The organism is Xanthomonas sp. F4 (genome assembly GCF_011761895.1).
Window position 1 is genome coordinate 128,521 of sequence record NZ_JAASQX010000004.1, and the last position, 21,566, is coordinate 150,086.

General features: G+C 69.3%; 18 protein-coding genes. 12 read left to right on the top strand and 6 right to left on the bottom strand.

The annotated features are described in order from the left end of the window. Nucleotides 1-427: 427 nt before the first annotated feature. A complete protein-coding gene (locus FHR66_RS14780) occupies nt 428-1,150 on the bottom strand; it encodes a helix-turn-helix domain-containing protein (RefSeq protein WP_160964598.1) in 723 nt (240 codons plus the stop codon). Nucleotides 1,151-1,222: 72 nt separating this feature from the next. After that, the gene (locus FHR66_RS14785) at nt 1,223-2,191 is read right to left on the bottom strand and encodes a LysR family transcriptional regulator (protein WP_160964596.1); all 969 of its coding nucleotides are present in this window, start codon (nt 2,189-2,191) and stop codon (nt 1,223-1,225) included. A 108-nt stretch (nt 2,192-2,299) separates the two neighbouring features. Here FHR66_RS14785 and aceB point away from each other — a divergent pair, with 108 nt between their 5' ends. The 4 genes from aceB to FHR66_RS14805 all read left to right on the top strand — a co-directional run bounded on the left by aceB (nt 2,300) and on the right by FHR66_RS14805 (nt 9,290). After that, nucleotides 2,300-3,943 carry a malate synthase A gene (gene aceB, locus FHR66_RS14790; RefSeq protein WP_160964594.1) on the top strand — a complete coding sequence of 548 codons (1,644 nt, stop codon included), beginning with the start codon at nt 2,300-2,302 and terminating at the stop codon, nt 3,941-3,943. Nucleotides 3,944-4,061: 118 nt separating this feature from the next. Then, a complete protein-coding gene (aceA, locus tag FHR66_RS14795; protein WP_160961298.1) occupies nt 4,062-5,357 on the top strand; it encodes an isocitrate lyase in 1,296 nt (431 codons plus the stop codon). Between the two features lie 234 nt (nt 5,358-5,591). Beyond that, nucleotides 5,592-6,635 carry a GGDEF domain-containing protein gene (locus FHR66_RS14800; RefSeq protein WP_160964592.1) on the top strand — a complete coding sequence of 348 codons (1,044 nt, stop codon included), beginning with the start codon at nt 5,592-5,594 and terminating at the stop codon, nt 6,633-6,635. Nucleotides 6,636-6,662: 27 nt separating this feature from the next. Continuing rightward, nucleotides 6,663-9,290: a putative peptide modification system cyclase gene (locus FHR66_RS14805; protein WP_160964590.1), complete on the top strand. Its 2,628-nt coding sequence runs from the start codon at nt 6,663-6,665 to the stop codon at nt 9,288-9,290. Here the strand turns inward: FHR66_RS14805 and FHR66_RS14810 are convergent. Further along, entirely contained in the window at nt 9,242-9,565 is a 324-nt protein-coding gene (locus FHR66_RS14810; protein ID WP_255421793.1) for an NHLP-related RiPP peptide, read from the bottom strand. The genes FHR66_RS14805 and FHR66_RS14810 overlap by 49 nt on opposite strands. A gap of 173 nt (nt 9,566-9,738) precedes the next feature. On the opposite strand from FHR66_RS14810, the gene FHR66_RS14815 reads away from it, so the two are divergent. Then, nucleotides 9,739-10,926 (top strand): putative peptide maturation dehydrogenase, encoded by a 1,188-nt coding sequence (locus FHR66_RS14815; RefSeq protein WP_160964586.1) that lies wholly within the window; start codon nt 9,739-9,741, stop codon nt 10,924-10,926. 18 nt (nt 10,927-10,944) lie between these two features. Here the strand turns inward: FHR66_RS14815 and FHR66_RS14820 are convergent, their stop codons facing one another. Together FHR66_RS14820 and FHR66_RS14825 are read right to left on the bottom strand one after the other, a co-directional pair. Beyond that, nucleotides 10,945-11,451, bottom strand: coding sequence for a cupin (locus FHR66_RS14820; RefSeq protein WP_160964584.1), 507 nt, complete (start codon nt 11,449-11,451; stop codon nt 10,945-10,947). 149 nt (nt 11,452-11,600) lie between these two features. Further along, a complete protein-coding gene (locus FHR66_RS14825; protein ID WP_160964582.1) occupies nt 11,601-13,223 on the bottom strand; it encodes a SulP family inorganic anion transporter in 1,623 nt (540 codons plus the stop codon). 298 nt (nt 13,224-13,521) lie between these two features. Between FHR66_RS14825 and FHR66_RS14830 the strand changes: the two genes are divergently transcribed. The 4 genes from FHR66_RS14830 to FHR66_RS14845 all read left to right on the top strand — a co-directional run bounded on the left by FHR66_RS14830 (nt 13,522) and on the right by FHR66_RS14845 (nt 16,414). Then, nucleotides 13,522-13,941 carry a hypothetical protein gene (locus FHR66_RS14830; RefSeq protein WP_160964580.1) on the top strand — a complete coding sequence of 140 codons (420 nt, stop codon included), beginning with the start codon at nt 13,522-13,524 and terminating at the stop codon, nt 13,939-13,941. Nucleotides 13,942-14,159: 218 nt separating this feature from the next. Continuing rightward, the gene (locus tag FHR66_RS14835; protein WP_160964578.1) at nt 14,160-14,360 is read left to right on the top strand and encodes a hypothetical protein; all 201 of its coding nucleotides are present in this window, start codon (nt 14,160-14,162) and stop codon (nt 14,358-14,360) included. A 41-nt stretch (nt 14,361-14,401) separates the two neighbouring features. After that, complete coding sequence (locus tag FHR66_RS14840) at nt 14,402-15,502, top strand: DUF3182 family protein (RefSeq protein ID WP_160964576.1); 1,101 nt, start codon at nt 14,402-14,404, stop codon at nt 15,500-15,502. A 3-nt stretch (nt 15,503-15,505) separates the two neighbouring features. Next, nucleotides 15,506-16,414, top strand: a complete 909-nt coding sequence (locus FHR66_RS14845) for an alpha/beta hydrolase family protein (RefSeq protein WP_160964574.1) — start codon at nt 15,506-15,508, stop codon at nt 16,412-16,414. A gap of 251 nt (nt 16,415-16,665) precedes the next feature. On the opposite strand, the gene FHR66_RS14850 is transcribed toward FHR66_RS14845, so the two are convergent. Beyond that, entirely contained in the window at nt 16,666-16,995 is a 330-nt protein-coding gene (locus tag FHR66_RS14850; protein ID WP_160964572.1) for a hypothetical protein, read from the bottom strand. A 311-nt stretch (nt 16,996-17,306) separates the two neighbouring features. On the opposite strand from FHR66_RS14850, the gene FHR66_RS14855 reads away from it, so the two are divergent. The 3 genes from FHR66_RS14855 (at nt 17,307) to FHR66_RS14865 (ending at nt 21,566) form a co-directional block, all read left to right on the top strand. Next, nucleotides 17,307-18,137: a p-hydroxycinnamoyl CoA hydratase/lyase gene (locus FHR66_RS14855; RefSeq protein ID WP_160964570.1), complete on the top strand. Its 831-nt coding sequence runs from the start codon at nt 17,307-17,309 to the stop codon at nt 18,135-18,137. Nucleotides 18,138-18,217: 80 nt separating this feature from the next. After that, on the top strand, nt 18,218-20,080 hold the full coding sequence (locus FHR66_RS14860; protein ID WP_160964568.1) for a feruloyl-CoA synthase: 1,863 nt from the start codon (nt 18,218-18,220) through the stop codon (nt 20,078-20,080). A 79-nt stretch (nt 20,081-20,159) separates the two neighbouring features. Then, the gene (locus FHR66_RS14865; protein WP_202394527.1) at nt 20,160-21,566 is read left to right on the top strand and encodes an alginate export family protein; all 1,407 of its coding nucleotides are present in this window, start codon (nt 20,160-20,162) and stop codon (nt 21,564-21,566) included.

The window sequence follows — 21,566 nt, forward strand, 5'->3', positions numbered from 1 at the left end:
AAGCCTGCATCTCTGGCCATGTGTCACCCAGGTCTTCGCACTTGGCGGCACGGTAGCAAACGGCGCAAGACGACAGCCTGCGCTCGCTGCAGCGCGGCGCCGGCGCCGGCGCCGGCATGCAGGCAGGCGGTTTTCGCCGTAATCCAAGCGAATGCAGGTGCGCGCGTAGGCGCGGTTCCTGGCCACTTTTTCGTGATCAGCCGCGATGGGTGTTATCGGGAATGCCTGTCGCGGCTGAAGCCGCTCCCACAGGTGCGGCACCAGCCTTGTCGGAGGACTGCACTGTGGGAGGGACTTCAGTCCCGACGACGGAGGGTGTCAGTCGGCGTTCGGCTTCGCTTGTCGCGGCTGCATGACAGGTGACTCCTACAGGGGGCCACAGCGCGCGTTTGTCGCGATCGGCGGCGCATTGCCGTTGCAGGCCCTGTCAGCGCGCGTGCCGTTGCACCAACTCGCGTGGGCTGAGCCCGGTCAGTTGCCGGCTGTCGCGCACCAGGTGCGGTGCGTCGCCGTAGCCGGCCTCCAGTGCCGCCGCGGTCAGGCTGAGATGCTGGCGGGCCAGGGCCAGGAAGCGTTGCAGGCGCAGGATGCGCTCGAGGGTCTTGGCGCCGTAGCCGAAGGCGGCGTGGCTGCGCCGCCGCAGCGTGCGTTCGCTGACGCCCAGCATGCGGGTCAGCGCGGCCAGGCGCGGTGGCGTGTCGCCGGCGAGTTGTGCGAACAACCAGGCCATCTCGCGGTCGGCCTGCAGCGGGCGGCTGGCGCACAGTGCGTGCAGGGCCGCCAGCGGGTCGGCGGCCTCTTCCAGGCGCGCCTGCCAGTGACGGCCGCGTCTGCCCCACAGCGTGTCCAGCGGTATGCGCTGGTCGGCGATGGCATGCAGCGACAGGCCGAGCAGGCTGGGCCCGGCGCCCGCAGCCAGCCGCACCGCCGTCAGCACGCTGCCCGGCGTCACTGTGGCGTCGGTGGCGCAGTGGTCCGGCCCGGCCACGAACAGCGCGCGACCGTCCCAGATCAGATCGACGCAGCCGTCGGGCAGCACCTGCGTCGCGGCGGTCTCGGCTTCGCCCTGGCGGAAACGCCAACTGCAGCGCAGGCGGTCGCGCAACGCCGGTGGTGCGTCGACTTCGGCGTAGCGGGAGGGCAGGGACATGGGCGGTCGGTGTGCAGCGAGCGTGCCGCCACCGTAGCAGAGGCAATGGCGCCGCTGTCTCGCGCGGTGTGGCTACCGCTCCGACGGCCCGCTCTCGTCGTAGCCGCGCGGGGTGAACAGGTCCGGCTGGATCAGTTCGATGAAGGCACGTGCCTGCGGCGACAGGTACTTGCCCTTGCGCACCACCACGCCATAGCTGCGCGCCGGGAAGTAATCGCCCAGGGCGCGGGTAGCCAGGCGCGCATGGTCGGCGTCGGTGAGGCAGATCGAACTGACGATGGACACGCCCATGCCCATCGCCACGTATTGCTTGATCACCTCCCAACCGCCGACTTCCAGTGCCACGGTGTAGGGCACGCGCGCCTGCTGGAATACCAGGTCGACCAGGCGGTAGGTGACCTGGCGCCGCGGCGGCAGGATCAGCGGGTAGGGCGACAGATCCTCCAGGGTCAGCTTGGGCTTGCGGGCCAATGCGTGGTCGCGCGGGGCGATCAGCAATTGCTCGAAGCGGTACACCGGGGCGTAGCTGAGGTCGGCCGGCACGTCGAGCATCGAGCCGACCGCCAGGTCCACCGCGTCCTCGCGCAGCAGGTCGGTGCCGTCGGCGCTGATCGCGTTGTGCAGGGTCAGCCGCACCTGCGGATGGCGGGCACGGAAGGCCTCCACGATCTTGGGCAGCAGATAGAGGATGGTGGAGCTGTTGGCGGCGACGTTGAGCTCGCCGGCATCCAGCCCGCGCGCCTTCTCGCGGAAGTCCGCCTCCAGCCGGTCCAGGCTCTCCACCAGCGGCTGCGCCATCTCGTACAGCAACTGGCCCTCGCGGCTGGGCACCAGGCGGCGGCCACTGCGCTCGAACAGCACCACGCCCAGCTCCCGTTCCAGCGCCTGCAACTGCAGGGTCACCGCCGGCTGGCTGACGAACAAGGCCTCCGCGGCCCGCGACACCGCGCCCAGCCGCACCGTCTGGCAGAACGCGCGCAGCGGTTTCAACCGGTCGGATTTGTAAGGAAATCGCGGGGTTGCAGTGCCGCCCGTGGCCATGACGTGATGGATATAAGTCTTGCTTATATAAAGCATTGACAAAACTGCTTTGTCAAATACATGTGCTGGAAGCACGGTGGAGCCCCGGAAACATCGAGGAATCCCCACATGTCCGCCCCCGCTTTCGCCGCCGCTCCCGACCCATCCACGCGTTCCACGCCGGGCATTGCCCTGACCACGTCGCTGGCCGGCCAGGACGCCTTGCTGCCACCGCCGCTGCTGGCCCTGCTGGTGTCGCTGCACCGGGCGATCGAGCCGGAGCGGCAGGCGCGGCTGGTGGCGCGGCGCGAGCGCCAGGCGTTCTTCGACGCCGGCGGCCTGCCGGACTTCCGTGACGACACCCGCGCCATCCGCGACGGCGACTGGCAGGTGGCGCCGCTGCCGGAGGCGCTGCAGGACCGCCGGGTCGAGATCACCGGCCCGACCGATCCGAAGATGGTCATCAACGCGCTGAACTCCGGCGCCAAGGTGTACATGGCCGACTTCGAGGACTCGACCGCGCCGACCTGGCGCAACCTGGTCGCCGGCCAGCGCGCGCTGGCCGAGGCGGTGGCCGGGACGCTGACCTTCACCGCGCCGGCCGCGCGCGACGGCAGCCCGGGCAAGCGCTACGCGCTGCGCCCCTACGAGGAACAGGCGGTGCTGATCGTGCGCCCGCGCGGCTGGCACCTGGACGAGAAGCACGTGCTGGTCGACGGCCAGCCGCTGGCCGGCGGCCTGTTCGACGCGGCGCTGTTCGCCTTCCACAACGGCCGCGCGCTGCAGGCCAAGGACCGCGGCCCGTACCTGTACCTGCCCAAGCTGCAGTCGATGGAGGAAGCGGCGCTGTGGGAGACCGCGCTGGCCCACATCGAGGACATGCTCGGCCTGCCGCAGGGCCAGATCAAGGTCACCGTGCTGATCGAGACGCTGCCGGCGGTGTTCGAGATGGACGAGATCCTGCACGCGCTGCGCGGCCGCATCGTCGGCCTGAACTGCGGCCGCTGGGACTACATCTTTTCCTACCTGAAGACCTTCCGCCGGCATCCGGACCGGGTGCTGCCCGAGCGCGGCCAGGTGACCATGACCCAGCCGTTCCTGAAGGCGTATTCGGAACTGCTGATCCGCACCTGCCACCGCCGCGGCGCGCATGCGATGGGCGGCATGGCCGCGCAAATTCCGATCAGCCACGACGAGGCGGCCAACGAGCAGGCGATGGCGCGGGTGCGCGCGGACAAGCTGCGCGAAGTCACCGCCGGCCACGACGGCACCTGGGTGGCGCACCCGGCGCTGATCCCGATCGCCCGGTCGGTGTTCGACGAGCACATGCGCACGCCGAACCAGCACGCGGTGCGCCGCGAGGACGTGCAGGCCGACCGCGACACGCTGATCGCCCCGTCTGCCGGCACCATCACCCGCGCCGGCTTCGAGGGCAACATCGAAGTGTGCGTGCGCTACCTGGCGGCGTGGCTGGACGGCAACGGCTGTGTGCCGATCCACCACCTGATGGAGGACGCCGCCACCGCCGAGATCAGCCGCAGCCAGCTGTGGCAGTGGCTGCACGTGGGCGGCCTGCACCTGGACGACGGCACCGCCATCGACTTCGCCCTGTTCGACGCCTGCCTGCGGCAGTTGCCGGCGCGGCTGGGCGAGCGCGCGCTGCTGCCGGGCGGCGCGCGCGTGGACGAGGCCATCGCCCTGCTCGACCGCCTGACCCGCGACGAAGAGCTGGCCGACTTCCTGACCTTGCCGGCCTACCAGTTGATTGATTGAACGCGGGGATTGGGGAGTCGGGATCGGGGATTCGCAAGGGCGGATGCCCGTCCTCCCCGAAGCCGACCGCGACACCCCCACCGTTTCATCGCTGCATCCATTTCGAGGAGAACGCCAGATGAGCACCACGCTGCAGACCGCCGAACAGATCCAGCGCGACTGGGACACCGATCCGCGCTGGGCCGGGATCACCCGCAACTACACCGCCGCCGACGTGGTGCGCCTGCGCGGCACGGTGCACGTGGAGCATTCGCTGGCCCGGCTCGGCGCCGAGAAGCTGTGGAAGTACCTGCACGAGAAGGACTTCGTCAACGCGCTGGGCGCGCTGACCGGCAACCAGGCGATGCAGCAGGTCAAGGCCGGGCTCAACGCCATCTACCTGTCCGGCTGGCAGGTGGCCGCCGACGCCAACCTGGCCGGGCAGATGTATCCCGACCAGTCGCTGTACCCGGCCGACTCGGTGCCGGCGGTGGTCAAGCGCATCAACAACACCCTGCTGCGCGCCGACCAGTTGCACCATGCCGAAGGCAAGGACGAGATCGATTTCCTGCAGCCGATCGTGGCCGATGCCGAGGCCGGCTTCGGCGGCGTGCTCAACGCCTTCGAACTGATGAAGGCGATGATCGAGGCCGGCGCGGCCGGCGTGCACTTCGAGGACCAGCTGGCGTCGGTGAAGAAGTGCGGGCACATGGGCGGCAAGGTGCTGGTGCCGACCCGCGAGGCGATCGAGAAGTTGAACGCCGCGCGCCTGGCCGCCGACGTCATGGGCGTGCCGACCCTGCTGGTGGCGCGCACCGATGCCGAGGCCGCCGACCTGGTGACCAGCGACATCGACCCCAACGATCGCCCGTTCACCACCGGCGAGCGCACCGTCGAAGGCTTCTTCCGCACCAACAAGGGCCTGGACCAGGCGATCAGCCGCGGCCTGGCCTATGCGCCCTACGCCGACCTGATCTGGTGCGAGACCGGCAAGCCGGACCTGGAGTTCGCGCGCAAGTTCGCCGAGGCCATCCACGCCAAGTTCCCCGGCAAGCTGCTGGCCTACAACTGCTCGCCCAGCTTCAACTGGAAGAAGAACCTGGACGACGCCACCATCGCCAAGTTCCAGCGCGAGATCGCCAGTTACGGCTACAAGTTCCAGTTCATCACCCTGGCCGGCTTCCATGCGCTGAATTACTCGATGTTCAACCTGGCGCACGGCTATGCGCGCCGGCAGATGAGCGCCTTCGTCGAACTGCAGGAGGCCGAGTTTGCCGCCGCCGATCGTGGCTTCACCGCGGTCAAGCACCAGCGCGAGGTCGGCACCGGCTACTTCGACGCGGTGACCCAGGCGATCCAGCAGGGCCAGTCCTCGACCACCGCGTTGACCGGGTCGACCGAGGAAGAGCAGTTCCACGGCGAGAAAGCGGCCTGACCTGCAGCCAGACGCTTACGACTCGCCCCTCCCTGGCAGGAGGTGGGAAGCCCGGGTTCGCCCGGGCTTTTTTTTGCGGCGCGCTGGCGCCGGCGGCGAAGCTGTCTACCGTGCGCGACAGCTGGCCGCGGCGTCTCTTTGGCGACGAGATTGGCTGTGAAACGTATCGTGAGCATCACGTGTAGGTGCTATGCTCCCCAGCCAGGGGCCAGCGACGTCACATGAGGGGGCCGGATGAGCTGCGACAGCGCCGCATCCACCGCGCGCGGCACAATTTCCAACGCTGCGGTCGCTCCGAAGCCGAACGAGCTGGCGGTGCTGACGGCCGCGGAATTGCGCCTGTTTTCCGAGTTCGGGCGCGCCCGCACGGTGCGCGCCGGCGATGTGCTGTTCCGCCGCGGCGACGGCGGCAGCGCCATGTTCGTGATCACCAGCGGCGTGATCGATCTGGATTTCGGAGAGGACCTGGTGGTCAAGCACCTGGGCCACGGCGAGTTCTTCGGCGAGCTGGGTCTGTTGATCGGCAACCACATGCGTAGCGCCGACGCGCTCGCCGCCAGCGATGGCGCCCTGGTGGAACTGGACCACGACGACTTCCAGCGCCTGGTCGACCGCGACCCGGGCGTGGTCGCCTATTTCCTGCGCCGTACCATCATGCGCGTGGTGATGAACGAGCAGACCCTGATCCGCCAGCTGCGCCGACGCAACCGCGACCTGGAAGCGGCGCTGGACAACCTCTACGCCACCACCCACCAGCTCACCCAGACCGAAGAGCTGGTGCGCACCGACGAACTCACCGGCCTGCACAACCGCCGCGGGCTGATCCTGCGCCTGCAGGAGTGCCGCCGCGACGGCCGTTCGCCCGGTCCGGGCCTGCTGCTGATCGACTGCGACCGCTTCAAGCACATCAACGACGCCCACGGCCACCTGGTCGGCGACCGCGTGCTGCAGAACGTCGCCAACATCCTGCGCTCGGTCGCCGGGCCGGACGACATCGCCTGCCGCCTGGGCGGCGACGAGTTCTGCCTGCTAGTGGCCGCCGGCACGGTCGAGGATCTGCGCCGCATCGGCGAATTCGTGCTCGCCACCGTGCAGAACCTGCTGGGCGTGCCGCACCCGGCGCCGCACATCTGCCCGGTCAGCATCGGCATCAGCCGGGTCGACCCGCATTCGGACTGGAACGACTGGTACGCCAACGCCGATGCGGCGCTGTACGAAGCCAAGCGCCAGGGCGGCAATCGCCTGTACTGGCACGACCTCGCCTCCGCCAACTGCTGAGCCACGCGCCCCCGCCGAGCCGCCGCCATGACCGACGCCCCCGCACCGCCGCCCGAGGTCCCGCAGCTCCGCACCCTGCTGCTGACCGACCTGTGCGACTCGGTGGCGCTGGTGGAAAAACTCGGCGACGCCAAGGCGGCCGAGCTGTTCAAGCAGCACGACTCGCTGGTGCTGGAGCTGCAGCAACGTTGGCGTGGCCGCCTGATCGACCGCTCCGACGGCCTGCTGCTGCTGTTCGAACGGCCCATCGACGGCCTCGGCTTCGCCCTGGACTACAGCCGCGGCCTGCACGCCCTGGGCGCGGCGCGCGCGCTGGACCTGAAGGTGCGCGCCGGCCTGCACGTCGGCGAGGTGCTGACCTGGCGCAACAGCGACGCCGCGGTGCAGGTGGGCGCCAAGCCGCTGGAAGTGGAAGGCCTGGCCAAGCCGACCGCGGCGCGGCTGATGACCCTGGCCCGGCCCGGACAGATCCTGCTCTCGGCGGTGGCCGAGTCGCTGACCCACCGCGCCGCGCGCGAACTGGGCGAGCGCGGCGAGCGCCTGCTGTGGAAATCGCACGGCCGCTGGCGCTTCAAGGGCATGCCCACCGCGCAGGAGATCTACGAAGTCGGCGAGATCGGCCACACCCCCCTGCGCGCGCCCAAGCCCACGCCCAAGGCCTGGCGCGACATCCCGCTGTGGCGCCGGCCGGCGGCGCTGGCGGCGGAAGCGGCGCTGATCGCCGCGTTCGCGCTCGGCGCCTGGTTCGTCACCCGCCCGCAGCCGGCCATCGCCTTCGCCGAGCGCGATTGGGTGGTGGTGGGGGATCTGCGCAATCTCACCGGCGATGTCGCCCTGGACGACTCGCTGCAGCAGGCCTTCCGTATCAGCCTGGAACAGTCGCGCTATGTCAACGTGCTCAGCGATTTGAAAGTGCGCGATACGCTGACGCGGATGCGCCGCGACCCAGAGCACACGCCGTTGGATCGCGCCATAGCTTCGGAGATCGCGCAGCGCGACGGCGCGCGCGCCGTGCTGCTGGCCACGGTGTCGGAAGTCGGCGGGCGGGTGCGGGTGAGTGCCGAGGTGGTCGATCCACGGACGCAGGCAACTGTCTATGCCGAGTCCCGCGACGGCCGCGGGACCGGCTCGGTGCTGGCGTCGATCGACGCGGTCACGGCATCGCTGCGCGAGCAGTTGGGCGAAGGCGAGGAGGTCATCAGGAAGAATTCGCCTCCGCTGCCGAGCGTCACCACCAGCAGCCTGGACGCCCTGAAGGCCTACGCGATCGCGACGAAGTACTTCACCCGGCGCGACTTCCGGACCGCCGATCAGTACTTCGCCAAGGCGGCGGAGATCGACAAGGATTTCGCGCTCGCCTACATGGGGTCGATGCGGGTCGAGATCTCCACCGCCAACAATCGCGCGGCGCTGCAGTATCTGGCCAAGGCCATGGCCTTGCGCGACCACCTTTCCGAACGCGATGCGCTGTACCTGGATGCATGGGCGAGCGAACTCGGCCCGCACCCGTGGCGGCAGGCCAAGCAGAAGTGGAAGATGCTGTCGGAACTGTATCCGGACTACTACGCCGGCGCGGCGCAGTTCGCCTGGGACGAGTTCACCGAAGGCAATTACGCTTCCGCCGCGCATAGCGTGCAGAAGTTCGCGGTGCCGCAGAATCCGCTGCGCGACGTGGCGGTGGAACTGCAGGGTCGCATCTACCTAGCGCAGGGCCGGTATGGCGACGCGCTGAACGCCTTCAAGCAGGCCGAGGAACTTGGTGGCTATCCGGCGACCCGACGCCATGCTGCGGCGTTCGCGGCGATGAAAGACTATCCGGCGGCTGGCAGGATCATGGCGGCGCTGGCGGCGTCGGGAACGGCGCTGACCGACCACTTCGAACAGATCTCCATTCCGCTGGACCAGGGACGTTTGCACGATGCCGCCGCTGCCGCGCAGGCGGCCGTGGCGGCGTCGGCGGATGCCGAGCCAGTGATCCGTTATCCGCTGCAGATCGCGCAGCAGGCGGTCGCCTTCGTTACCGATCCGCGCACGGTGGACAGGGCGTTGTTGGCGCGAATCGCCGGCGAAGCGTTGGAGCGCGCGGTCCACGGTGACGCCGGCGATCGCGACGACCTGATCATCGTCGCGATGTCGGCGATCCGCTTGGCGCAGCGTAGCGGCGACCGAACGCTGTACGACCTGCACGCTGCGCAGCTCGCGTCCCTGGTCGCGGAGTCGGGCTTTCCGCCCATGACCAAGCTGCTGTCCTTGCTGCAGGCGCAACAGCTCGTCGACAGCGGAAATCCCACGCGTGCGGTCGCTCTGTTACGCGAACAGATCGATGGCCGGGAGCCGTACCAGCTCCATGTCAGCCTGCGTGACGCCTTGCTCGCGGCCGGCGAGAAGAAACAGGCCATCGCCGAAAACGACTGGCTGGTCGCGCGTCGCGGCCTGGCGTACATCGAGCCGACCGGCGGACTGGTGCTGCAATCGATGAATGTCGCCGACGCGAACCTGGCGGTGCTGAGTACCACGGAAATCCTGGCCAGCCTTGGCGAGGCCGACCAGGCACGGCAGAAGGCGGAAACCTTCCGACGCGCCTGGGCCGGGCAAGCGCTACCGAACTATCTGGCGGTCAGGCTGGCGACGACGGAACCCGCCTCGAAACAGTGAACGACCGTGTGCGTACCCTCGGCGGTGAGGTAGGCCAGCAGCAATTCCAGGGCTTCCTGGATTTCTTCCTTGCTCGCCAGGTCCGACGTGCACAGGCAGGTCGGCTCCTCCAGCGCGGCAGCGGCGCGTTGCTCGGAAAGGCCGAGGCTACGCAGCGCCGCGCCCGGATCCTGCGCGAACAGCGCGCGGAAGTCGTCGTCGGTGGACAGAAGCGTGAGCAATTGCTGGGCGGTGGCGAGATCGAAGGGCGGATGCCCCTGCGGCTGATCGGTCATGATGTGGTCCCCTGTTGCGATAGCGGTGGACATGCGATGCACGCATGGTGGAGGTGCGGTTACCACGGGTGCTCGCAGGAGCGACCGGGGCCGCGACGGTATCCTAGCAGTCCGGCATCTCTCCAACGTGGCAAATCGATGCAGCGCTCCCACACCGCGGAAACGAGGGATTCATGCGCCTGAGGCGTTGCGCCGTACTGTTCGTCGAGGCGCGGGAAAGTGTGGCGTTCGACCTGGCGAGCCTGCTCCGTGGTGGTGCCGGACTGCACCGCCGGCGCGCGTGGGTCGCGCTGGCGCCGCACCTGGACAGTGAGCTCGAACTGGACCTAGCCGACCTGCCGTTGCTCGGCCAGGTCAGTCCCACGGAATGGGTCGAGCGTGCGCAACTGGCCGACCATGCGGACGACGCGATCGAGCGGGCCCTCGAACGCGGCCTGCTGATCGGCGACGACCCACGTTCTGCGGCGTTTCGCGAACGCGACGAGGCATTGCGGTCCGCGCATTGGTGGCCGGCTGCCGCCGTCGCGCACTGGGCGAGCCGTTGGCAGGGCATCGATGGGGTGACCGCGATGGAGCGCAACGGCATGGTGTCCGCCCCCGACCTGCGCCGCAAGCTGGGGGCGCCACCGCCCGAAGTGCAGGAGGTCGATTCCGGTCTCGCCAGGATTCCGCTGCCGCGGCTGGACGACGGCGCGTTCGAGGCCATGCTTGCGCGTCGCGTCACCTGCCGCAACTACGACGCTGCCCGCACGCTGCCGCATGCGCTGTTCCTGCGCATGTTGCAGCGCGTGCTGATGGCGCGGGCGACGCTGCGTGTCCAGGACGATACGGTATTCCTGAAGAAGAACGTGCCGTCCGCTGGCGGGTTGCATCCCACCGAAGCCTATCTGCTGGTGCGCCGGGTGGAAGGGATCGAGCCGGGGCTGTACCACTACCACCCGGTGGAGCATGCGTTGTCACCGTTGTCGTGCCCGGGGCCGGACATCGACGCATTCGCGCGTCTGGCGCTGGCCGGACAGCACTGGTTCGCCGATGCCCACGTGCTGGTGCTGCTGGCGCCGCGATTCAACCGGACGTTCTGGAAGTATCGCCAGCACGCCAAGGCTTACCGCGCACTGACCCTGGACGTCGGCCACATTTCGCAGGCGCTGTACTTTTCGGCGACCGATCTGGGGTTGGGCGCGTTCGTCACCTCTGCCATCAACGACGTCGATCTCGGCAAAGCACTGGGCCTGGATCCGATGCGCCAGAGCGTCATGGCGATCTGCGGCTTCGGTTGGCGGTCCGAGCACGCAGCGACGACCGAGTTCGATCCGGCGTGCGACGTCTGGGCGGCGGGGTCCGCTTCGCGGCAGGCGTGACCATGTTGGACGACGAGGTCAATCGACGGCGGTAGGCTTCAGCCAATACTCCAGCAATGGCCCATCCGCCCCGAGCAGCGGGTCACTCTGCGGAAATGGCACCTGCGCGATCCGCTGCAGCATGGCCGCCGTGGGCGGCTCCCGGCAGATGTCCCAGTCCTGGCCGGCCGGATAGGCGCCGACGACCATGAAGTCGGCGCTGGCGGACAGCCGGCAGTGGCCGGTGCCGGCCGGCAGCAACAGGGCATCGCCAGCTGCGAGCGCGACCTCGATGCCGCCGGGGCCGCCGAGCAGCACGCGGGCGCTGCCGCGGGCGACGCCGAGCACTTCGTGCGCGGTGGAGTGGTAGTGGTGGTAATCGTAGATGCCGTCGCGCCATTGCGGCGGCCAGCCGTGCGCGCCGAAGCGGCGTTCGAAGCCGTCGGCGTCGATGGCGCCGACGCAGTGCCGATAGTGCAGCACCGGCAGGAACGGATGGTTGGGCACCCAGTCGTGCGGCGGCAGTTGCCAGTGGTCCAGCGGCATCGCGGTTCTCCTGCACGGTCGTCGGCAGGCCGATGCTAATCGGTCGATGTCGTCGCCATGTCGCCACAGGAACGCAAGCGCGGTGGCGGTCGCGCGGCGTGCCTGCTGCCCACGCGATGCGCCGCATCGCTCGGTGTCCGGATTGCCCCTCAATGCAGAGGCACACTCTCCACGTCGCCGTTCTGATGCGTACCCAGTCGCCCGACCATTGCCGCACTGCTCGGGTTCAGTCCGACCACATGGACCTGCGCGCCGTGGCGGCGGAACTTCAGTACGACCTGGTCCAGTGCGCCGATGGCGCTGATGTCCCAGACGTGCGCCTGGCTCAGATCCAGGGTGACCCGCGCCGGCGCATGGGCGAAGTCGAAGGCGCCGGCGAAGCTGCCGGCCGAGGCGAAGAACAGCTGGCCGCGGATGCGGTAGGTGTGGCCGCCATCGGCGTCCTCGCTCCTGGCGATATCGAGCATGCGCCCGACCTTGCGCGCGAAGAACAGCGCCGACAGCAACACCCCGGTGAGCACGCCGCGCGCCAGGTCGTGGGTGGCCACGGTCACTACGACGGTGCCGAGCATCACCACGCTGGAGCTGGCCGGGTGGGTACGCAGCTGCACCAGCGAGCGCCAGCTGAACGTGCCCACCGAGACCATGATCATCACCGCCACCAACGCGGCCATCGGGATCTGCCGTACCCAGGCGCCGGCGAACACCACCAGCAGCAACAGCACGCTGCCGGCGACCAGCGCCGACAGGCGGCCGCGCCCGCCGGATTTCACGTTGATCACCGACTGCCCGATCATCGCGCAGCCGGCCATGCCGCCGAACAGGCCGCTGACGATGTTGGCCACGCCCTGGCCCACGCATTCGCGGTTCTTGTCGCTGGGCGTGTCGGTCATGTCGTCGACGATCTGCGCGGTCATCATCGACTCGAGCAGGCCGACCACCGCCATCGTCGCGGCGACCGGGAACACGATCCGCAGCGTCTCCAGCGTCCACGGCACGGTCGGCAACAGCAGGCTGGGCAGGCGATCGGGCAGTTGCCCCTTGTCGCCGACGGTGGGCACGTGGATGCCGAAGTACAGCGCCAGTCCGGTCAACAGCACGATGGTCACCAACGGCGGCGGTACGGCCAGCCCGCGCGTCCAGCGGTGCCCGAGCAGCAGCGCCGTCGCACCGCCCACGGCGACCGGCAGCAGCGTCCACGGCGCCATGCTACCTGCGGTCAATGCCGCGCCCAGCACCAGCAGCCACAGGCCGATGCCGGGGAAGCTGCGTCGCGACAGCCAGGGCAGGCCGTAGATCAGCAACAGCCCCAGCGCCACCAGTGGGTACACCGGCACGGGCACGCCGATCAGTTCGGGCAGTTGCGCCATGAAGATCAGGATCGCCAGCGCGTTGACGAAGCCGGTGATCACCGAGCGCGAGACGAAGCGCATCAGCGCGCCGAGCTTGAACAGTCCGGCCAGGATCTGCAGCACGCCGGTCAGCAGCGTGGCCGCCAGCAGGTAGGGCAGGCCGTGCTGTTTGACCAGACCGATCATCAGCAGCGCCATCGCGCCGGTGGCGGCGGAGATCATGCCGGGGCGTCCACCGGCGAAGGCGATGGTGACGCAGATGCAGAAGGCGGCGTACAGGCCGATCTTGGGGTCGACCCCGGCGATGATCGAGAACGCGATCGCCTCGGGAATCAGCGCCAGTGCGACGACCAGGCCGGCGAGCACGTCGCCACGGAGATTGCCGCACCAGGATTGGCGCAGGGAAGAGAAAAGCTTCAAGGTAGACACTCCCGACACCGCCCTGTCGCAGGGCAGCGCTCGCTGTATGCAATGGAAAACCAGCAACCTGCGGCCAGCCGTCGAGGCGGGCCGATGCGAGCGGCGGGGTTCAGGGTGGTGTCATGGGAAGCGCGTGGTGAGGGATCGGCGCGAGCAGAGGCGCGTCGCCAGTATACGCGACGGCTGTCGCCGCGCCCGCTGTGACCGCATCCACGCTGCCGCCATCGTGCGACTCACGTTGCGCTCACTTTCGCCGCGCAGAATGTGGCAATCGCAACGCCGCATCGTGGAGTCGGCCATGCAGGATCTACGCATCGATCATGTCGATGGCGCCTTGTCCGCCCTGGACCAGGCCGACCCGCAGTACAAGGCGGCGCTATGGCAGTGGGCGTGCCTGGAAATGCTGCACGAGACGCTCAGCGCCATGCACCAGCTCTCGCACCGCGCCGGCGTGGCCGAACTGGTCGCCGATGCCTGGCTGGCACCGGTCGATGTCATCGCGCCGGAGCAACCGTTCCTGGAGCGCGCCGCACTGGCCGATCCCCGCGTGCCGGCGTTCGCACTGGCGTTGGATGCGGCGTCGTCGCGGCAGTCGCGCGCCGAGCTGTGGCGCAGCGGCTACGCCAGTGCGGTGCAGGCCACCTTGCAGGGCATGCAGGCATTGGCCGGCAAGCACCGGATCGACGCGCGGCTGCCGCAACACGCCGCAGTTGCCTGAGCGCTGCGCGGAGCGCGCCATTCGTGCTGCTGCGCCTTCGGGCGGCCGTGATAACGCGGCACGCGTTCTGCTCGTACTGAGTCGTCTTCGTCGCTAGCCTCGGCCGTGAGCGCCGGGGCGCAGCACCGCCTCGACATTGCGCTTCGCTGGTCGCGCAATGACACGCGCCCCACATCGCGTTCACCCCCATGCGACGGCCTTCGCGACAGCCTGGGTGCATGCGCCACGACGACCGCCATCCTGCGGCTCCCCCTTCCGCGCCCTCGCCGCCACCGAGGCGCGTCCGAGACGCCAGCGGCACGTCCGAAGCCGCGGCCTGGTGGCGGCAGCTGCGTGGCAGCCGCTGGCTGGGCGCAGTCGTGGTGCTGCTGTTGCTGGCGCTGGTCGTCGTGCTCCTGCTGCGCTGGGGTGGCGCGTGAACGAGGCAGTGCGCCTTCCCGATCCGCACGGAGCATCCCACATGGCCCGATCCGCTCCCCATGCCCAGGTCCGCGCCTGCCATCTGCGCGAGGCCGCGTCCGCTGGCCATGAGGCGGCCACGCATGCCTGGGTGGCCGCCGAAGTGGCGCGCTTGATGCATCTGCCGTTGCACAAGGAAGGCTGTGCTGCCGGAGCCTGTGCGTTCTGCGTGCCGGACGAAACCCTCACCACCGCGCAGGCCGAACAGTTCGGCGTGCATGCCGCGGCCGATCTGCTTGGCGGCGTGGTGCCGCATGCCTTCGTCGCGACCAAGGCGATCAGCCATCCGCTGATCGATGCCGATGCGCAGGCGCCGGATGGCTGGCAACCGGACCTGGGCGTGGCGCTGGCGTCGGCCACGCTGCCGGGCTACACCGCCTTCAGCGCAGCGGACGCCCGGCGCGCGTATGCGCGCCTGTGCGAGGGCGGCCAGGTGCGGCTGAAGCTGCCGCATGGGGTCGGTGGACTGGGGCAGGTGTTGCTTGGCGATGCGCAGGCGCTGGATGCCGCGCTGGCGGCACTGCCCGCACAGGAGCTGAACCGGCATGGCGTGGTACTGGAACGGCATCTGCACCAGCCGACCACCTTCAGCGTCGGCGAAACCCACTGCGCCGGCGTGACCATCGCCTACTGCGGCACGCAATCGCTCACCCGTGACAGCAGCGGCCGCGAGGCGTACGGCGGCTCGGAGCTGCACGTGATCCGCGGCACCCTCGACACGCTGCTGGAGCAGCCATTGCCGCCGCGCCAGCGCACCGCGGTGATGAAAGCGCGCGATTACGATCGACTGGTGGCCGCGGCCTATCCCGGCTTCTATGCCTCGCGGCGCAACTACGACGTGATCGAGGGCCTGGTGCCCGACGGCAGCGTCGCCTGCGGCGTGCTCGAGCAGTCCTGGCGTGTCGGCGGCGCCACGCCGGCGGAACTGGCCGCGGTCGCCGCGTTCCAGCAGTCGCCGACGCTGCAGCGCGTGGTCGCCGCCACCGTCGAACGGTACGGTGCGCATCCGCCGCCGCCGGCCGGGGCGCAGGTCTACTACGTCGGCGAGGAGCCGCGCACCGGCCTGCTGACCAAGTACCGCTACATGCGCAGCGCGGCCTGATCCATGGAAGCCGAACTTTCCAGCATCGACATCGCAGTGGATGGCGCATCCCTCAGCGGCACCCTGCTGACGCCGACCAGCCGCCTGCCCGGCGTGCTGTTCGTGCATGGCTGGGGTGGCAATCAGCACCACAACCTGGTGCGCGCGCGCGAGGCGGCGGGCCTGGGCTGCGTCTGCCTGACCTTCGACCTGCGTGGCCACGAAGGTCTGGCGGCGATGCGCGAGACGGTGACGCGCGCGCAGAACCTGGACGACATCAAGGCGGCCTACGATCGCCTGGCGGCGTCGCCGCAGGTGGATCCGGAGGCGATCGCAGTGGTGGGGCTGAGCTACGGCGGCTATCTGGCCGCGTTGCTGACCCTGGAACGGCCAGTGGAGTGGCTGGCGCTGCGCTCGCCGGCGCTGTACAAGGACGCGCACTGGGATGGCCCGAAAGTCGCGCTGAACCGCGATCCGGACCTGATGCCGTACCGGCACCGCGTGGTGGCGCCGGCGGACAACCGCGCCCTGGCGGCATGCCAACGCTATCGCGGCGATGTGCTGCTGGTGGAGGCCGAGCGCGACGTGATCGTGCCCGGGCAGGTGCTGAGGAACTACGCCGCCGCGTTCTCCAACGCACGCACTCTGACCACGCGCACGATCGCCGGCGCCGATCACGCGCTGACCGAGAAGGCGCACCAGGCCGCCTACACGCGCTATTTGATCGACTGGTTGACCGACATGGTGATCGGACGTCGCGTGGCGCTGGCCAGCAGCGTGGTCGAACAGCGCAAGCAGCGGCTCAAGCACAGCGAGGGCGATGCAGCGACGGCGCCGGGCCAGGGGTCGAACGCGTTTCACGGCCGCCTCGAAGCGAAGGAGCGCAGCGCCCCGCCGCCTACTTCCACCTCGCCGCCCACTTCGTCGCGTTGAGCCGTACGCAGCGCGGGAGGCGTGTGACCGCTGCACGCGGCGCAGGCCGCGAATGTGCCGTGTGCGCGATGGTGTGCTAGCCGGTTGTCGCTGCTGCGCGGGCAGGCGGCGACCTGGGCGCTTTCAATAACGCCCGAAGACTCGTCGTGGGAGCGGCTTCAGCCGCGACAGCAGTTCCCAGTAACGCCAGTCGAGGCTGAAGCCGCTCCTACACGGGCGACGATGAGATGCCCCGCTGCGCGAGGCGCTCTTCAGTGACAACGCCCCGCATGCGCCAGGTGCTGCCAGGCATGCCGCACCAGCCAGCGCGCCTCGTCCCATGGCACCGACAGCATCGGCGCGCACTGGTGATAGGCGTCCTGCAGCACGCGGTACAACTGCGCCTCGCTGGCGCGCGGGTAGGCCAGGTACACGTCGTAGCCGATCTTCAGCAACTGCGCGTAGTCGGTGAAACCCTGATGGCCGAGGCGGCCCTCGGCGTGGGCCTGGCGCCAATACGCCATCTCCGCGTCCAGATCGACGGCGTGGCGGTGCTGATGCGCAGGATGGGCAGGCTGGGCAAATGCGGAGGCGGTGTGCATGGACGTCACTCCGATGTCGGCGATCCCCTGTGATGCCGATCCTAGCCGATGAACGAAGGCTGACCGTGAGGGAGGCGTTTGCCGGGCGTGAAGCCGCGCCGTCGTCGGCCTGAGGGCCAGTCGCGGGCTGGGATGGTCCGCACCCTGCGTCGCTTGGCCCTTTGATTGCAGGCATCTCCGGCGTCCCCTGAGGCCCGTGTGTCACGGCTGCTGGGCATGCTGCACTGCAGCTTGCGCCGAAATAATGATGATCTATAACTATTATCAGTCCTAAGTGATCCTTCCTCCCCTCCCCCCATGCAGGCCTATCCATGAGCAGCTACCAAGACCGCTGGCAGACCGTCCAGGTCGAGATCGACGCAGGCATCGCCTGGGTCACCCTGAACCGGCCGGACAAGCGCAACGCGATGAGCCCCACCCTCAATCGCGAAATGATCGACGTGCTGGAGACGCTGGAACTGGACAGCAGCGCCGAGGTGCTGGTGCTGACCGGCGCCGGCGAATCCTGGTCGGCCGGCATGGATCTGAAGGAATACTTCCGCGAGACCGACGGCAGGGAAGAGATCGTGCAGGAGCGCATGCGCCGCGACTGCTCGCAGTGGCAGTGGCGCCTGCTGCGCTTCTACAGCAAGCCGACCATCGCCGCGGTCAACGGCTGGTGCTTCGGCGGTGCGTTCTCGCCGCTGGTGGCCTGCGACCTGGCCATCGCCGCCGACGAGGCGGTGTTCGGGCTGTCGGAGATCAACTGGGGCATTCCCCCGGGCAACCTGGTCAGCAAGGCGGTCGCCGACACCATGGGCCACCGCAACGCCATGCTCTACATCATGACCGGGCGTACCTTCACCGGCACCGAGGCGGCGCAGATGGGCCTGGTCAATGCCAGCGTGCCGCGTGCGCAGCTGCGTGACGAGGTGACCAAACTGGCGCAGGAACTGCAGCAGAAGAATCCGGTGGTGCTGCGCTTCGCCAAGCACGGCTTCAAGCGCTGCCGCGAGCTGACCTGGGAGCAGAACGAGGACTACCTGTACGCCAAGGTCGACCAGTCCAATCACCGCGATCCCGAGAAGGGCCGGCAACAGGGCTTGAAGCAATTCCTGGACGACAAAACCATCAAGCCCGGTCTGCAGACCTACAAGCGCTGACCCGTCGCGTCGCCTGCGGCCCGCGGGGCCGCGGCGGCGTTACCGCACGCCGTACCGTCTCTTTCCTCCGGATGGTTCCGATGAATGCCGCTGAGTCCGTTGCCACCGCCGTGCGCTACCGTCCTGTCGGACTGAGCCACGCCGATACCGAGGTCCACCGCGATGCCGACGGTGTGCTGCGCCTGCGCGCGCGCGAACCGCTGGCGCCGCTGCCCAGGCACCTGCTGCAGCGCCTGCAGCATTGGGCGCTGCACACCCCCGATGCGACCTTCGTGGCGCAGCGCGACGAAGACGGGCAGTGGCGGCGCCTGAGCTACGCGCAGATGCTCGAGCGCACCCGCCGCATCGCCGCCCATCTGCTGGACATGGGGCTGTCGGCGCATCGGCCGCTGGCGATCCTGTCCGGCAACGACCTGGAGCACCTGCAACTGGCATTCGCGGCGATGTACGCCGGCATCCCGTACTGCCCGGTGTCGCCGGGTTATGCGCTGTTGTCGCGCGATTACGCCAAGTTGCGGCACGTGGCCGAGGTGCTGCGCCCGGGCCTGCTGTTCGCCAGCGACGGCGAGGCGTTCGCCACCGCCATCGCCGCGGTGTTTCCCACGGATGTGCCGGCCGTGTGCGTGCGCGGTGCGGTGCGCGACCGCGCCAGTCTGCGCTTCGACGACCTGCTGGCGCCGCGTGCGCTGGATGCCGCCGATGCGGCCTTCGCCGCCTGCGGCCCGGACAGCATCGCCAAGTTCCTGTTCACCTCCGGCTCCACCCTGCTGCCCAAGGCGGTGATCACCACCCAGGGCATGCTGTGCGCCAACCAGCAGATGCTGTTGCAGACCTTCCCGGTGCTCGGCGAGACGCCGGTGCTGGTCGACTGGTTGCCGTGGAACCACACCTTCGGCGGCAGCCACAACATCGGCATCGCCCTGTACAACGGCGGCAGCTTCTACCTCGACGACGGCAAGCCGACCCCGGCGCTGTTCGAGCAGACCCTGCGCAATCTGCGCGAGATCGCGCCCACCGTATACCTGAGTGTGCCGCGCGGTTGGGAGCAGCTGGCGCAGGCGCTGGAACAGGACGCGGCGCTGCGCGAGACCTTCCTGTCGCGCATGCGCATGTTCTTCTTCGCCGCCGCGGCGCTGTCGCAGGAAGTCTGGGATCGCCTGGAACGCATCGCCGAGGCGCACTGCGGCGAGCGCATCCGCATGCTCGCCGGCCTGGGCATGACCGAGTGCGCGCCGTCGTGCACCTTCACCCACGGCACCAGCAACACGCCCGGCGACGTCGGCGTGCCGGCGCCGGGCTGCGAGGTCAAGCTGGTGCCGGTCGGCGACAAGCTGGAAGCGCGCTTCCGCGGGCCGCACGTGATGCCGGGCTACTGGAACGCGCCGCAGCAGACTGCCGAGGCCTTCGACGAAGAAGGGTTCTATCGCTCCGGCGACGCGCTCAAGCCGATCGATCCGCAGTACCCCGAGCGCGGCCTGCTGTTCGACGGACGCCTGGCCGAGGACTTCAAGCTGTCCTCCGGCGTGTTCGTCAGCGTCGGCCCGCTGCGCACGCGGGTGCTGATGGAAGGCGCCGCCTACGTGCAGGACGTGGTGGTCACCGGCGCCGACCGCGACGCCATCGGCCTGCTGCTGTTCCCGCGGCTGGATGCGTTGCAGGCGCTGTCGGGGCTGCCCGCGCAGGCCGACGCGGCGCAGGTGCTGCACGCGCCGCCGGTGCGCGCCTGGCTGCAGCGGCTGCTGGACACGCTCAACCGCAGCGCCACCGGCAGCGCCAGCCATGTCGCGCGTGCGGCGTGGCTGGAGCAGCCGCCGAATCTGGAAGCGGGCGAAATCACCGACAAAGGTTCGATCAACCAGCGCAACGTGCTGCGCGCACGCGCAGCGTTGGTCGAACAGCTCTACGCCGGGACCGCGCCGGGCGCTGTCGCGGCGCCGTCATGACCGGGCCACCCCGGCGCGGCACCGCATAGGCGGATCGCGCTTCTTCGCACCACTGGCTTCGAGACTTGGGAGGGAATCGATGACTGTGCCTCTTGCGCGCACCCGGCGTGCGCCCCGTAGCGTGTGCCTGGCAATTCTGTGCAGCGTCGGCTGCGGCCAGGCCAATGCCGAACCCGACGGCCCGCAGGGCAAGCTGCTGGCCGATCAGGAAGACTATTCGGCGCTGGCGGCGCGTCCGCGCCAGGGCTGGGAGAAGTGGAAGTACATCCCGCTCGGCGATGGCTGGCTCAGCCTCGGCGGCGAGAGCCGCACGCTGTACGACTACCGCGAGCACGCCGGCTTTGGCCGCTTCGCCACCGATCCGCACGGCTACGCGCAGCAGCGCCTGCGGCTGTGGGCGGACTACCGGCCCTCGGCGTATGTGCGCCTGTTCGGCGAACTCGCCGACAGCCGGGCCGCTGGCCTGCAGACGCGGCCGGTGCAGGCCACCGACCGCAACCCGCTGGACCTGGCGCAGGGCTTCGTCGAGCTGTCCGACGGACAGCCGCAGCCGGCCTGGCGCCTGCGCGCCGGCCGCCAGCAGATCGCCTATGCCTGGCAGCGCCTGCTCGACCCGCGCGATCCGGCCAATTCGCGCATGCCGTTCGATGCGGTGCGCCTGCTGACCCGACAGCCGCGCTGGAGTGGCGGCCTGCTGTGGGGGCGCCCGGTGCTGACCCGCACCGGCAGTTTCGACGACCGCAGCAACCGCGACCAGCGCCTGTGGGGCGCGCACGCCGAAGTGCCGCTGGCGCCCAGCCAGCCGAAGGCGGCGCTGCTGGAGACGCTGTACCTGGACACCGTGCAGGACGGGCGCCGCTATGGCGGCGTGGTCGGCGAGGAGCATCGGCACACCTTGTCCACGCGCCTGAGCGGCGCCGTGCAGGGCTGGGACTACGACCTGGAACTGATCGGCCAGCGTGGCCATTTCGCCGGCCAGCGCGTGCGCGCCTGGCAAGGCACGCTGTTCGGCGGCTACACCTTCGCCGCGACGGCATGGACGCCGCGCCTGGGCTGGCGCATGGAGGCGTCCTCCGGCGACCGCGATCCGCGCGATGGCGAACTCAATACCTTCAACGGCCTGTACGCGCGCGCCTCGGTGTTCGACGGCAGCATGATCAGCAGCAACGTGCGTTCGTTCGGCCCGGAACTGGTGCTGCGCCCCAGCGAACGGCTGTGGATCGACATGTACGTGCTGAAGCTGCAACGGCAGAGCCTGCACGACGGCGTGTACGCGGCCGGCTGGCGGGTGCTGCAGCCGGGCGACGCCAACGCCGAACGCGACATCGGCACGCGCTCGGTGCTGTGGGTGAAGTACCGCTTCAACGCCTTCGCCAGCCTGGACGTGTACGCCCACTACACCCAGGCCGGGCCGTTCCTGCGCGAGGGACCGGTGCGCGGCCGCGACTATTTCTACATCGCCCCCTTCCTGACCCTGCGCTTCTGA

What these genes read in the sequence shown, in the direction of transcription:
- FHR66_RS14810 (WP_255421793.1), bottom strand. Translation starts at nt 9,565, where the DNA reads ATGACCGATCAGCCGCAGGGGCATCCGCCCTTCGATCTCGCCACCGCC.
- FHR66_RS14835 (WP_160964578.1), top strand. Translation starts at nt 14,160, where the DNA reads ATGCGCCACGACGACCGCCATCCTGCGGCTCCCCCTTCCGCGCCCTCG.
- FHR66_RS14860 (WP_160964568.1), top strand. Translation starts at nt 18,218, where the DNA reads ATGAATGCCGCTGAGTCCGTTGCCACCGCCGTGCGCTACCGTCCTGTC.
- FHR66_RS14865 (WP_202394527.1), top strand. Translation starts at nt 20,160, where the DNA reads ATGACTGTGCCTCTTGCGCGCACCCGGCGTGCGCCCCGTAGCGTGTGC.
- aceB (WP_160964594.1), top strand. Translation starts at nt 2,300, where the DNA reads ATGTCCGCCCCCGCTTTCGCCGCCGCTCCCGACCCATCCACGCGTTCC.
- FHR66_RS14855 (WP_160964570.1), top strand. Translation starts at nt 17,307, where the DNA reads ATGAGCAGCTACCAAGACCGCTGGCAGACCGTCCAGGTCGAGATCGAC.
- FHR66_RS14845 (WP_160964574.1), top strand. Translation starts at nt 15,506, where the DNA reads ATGGAAGCCGAACTTTCCAGCATCGACATCGCAGTGGATGGCGCATCC.
- FHR66_RS14800 (WP_160964592.1), top strand. Translation starts at nt 5,592, where the DNA reads ATGAGCTGCGACAGCGCCGCATCCACCGCGCGCGGCACAATTTCCAAC.
- FHR66_RS14805 (WP_160964590.1), top strand. Translation starts at nt 6,663, where the DNA reads ATGACCGACGCCCCCGCACCGCCGCCCGAGGTCCCGCAGCTCCGCACC.
- aceA (WP_160961298.1), top strand. Translation starts at nt 4,062, where the DNA reads ATGAGCACCACGCTGCAGACCGCCGAACAGATCCAGCGCGACTGGGAC.
- FHR66_RS14785 (WP_160964596.1), bottom strand. Translation starts at nt 2,191, where the DNA reads ATGGCCACGGGCGGCACTGCAACCCCGCGATTTCCTTACAAATCCGAC.
- FHR66_RS14815 (WP_160964586.1), top strand. Translation starts at nt 9,739, where the DNA reads ATGCGCCTGAGGCGTTGCGCCGTACTGTTCGTCGAGGCGCGGGAAAGT.
- FHR66_RS14850 (WP_160964572.1), bottom strand. Translation starts at nt 16,995, where the DNA reads ATGCACACCGCCTCCGCATTTGCCCAGCCTGCCCATCCTGCGCATCAG.
- FHR66_RS14780 (WP_160964598.1), bottom strand. Translation starts at nt 1,150, where the DNA reads ATGTCCCTGCCCTCCCGCTACGCCGAAGTCGACGCACCACCGGCGTTG.
- FHR66_RS14820 (WP_160964584.1), bottom strand. Translation starts at nt 11,451, where the DNA reads ATGCCGCTGGACCACTGGCAACTGCCGCCGCACGACTGGGTGCCCAAC.
- FHR66_RS14840 (WP_160964576.1), top strand. Translation starts at nt 14,402, where the DNA reads ATGGCCCGATCCGCTCCCCATGCCCAGGTCCGCGCCTGCCATCTGCGC.
- FHR66_RS14830 (WP_160964580.1), top strand. Translation starts at nt 13,522, where the DNA reads ATGCAGGATCTACGCATCGATCATGTCGATGGCGCCTTGTCCGCCCTG.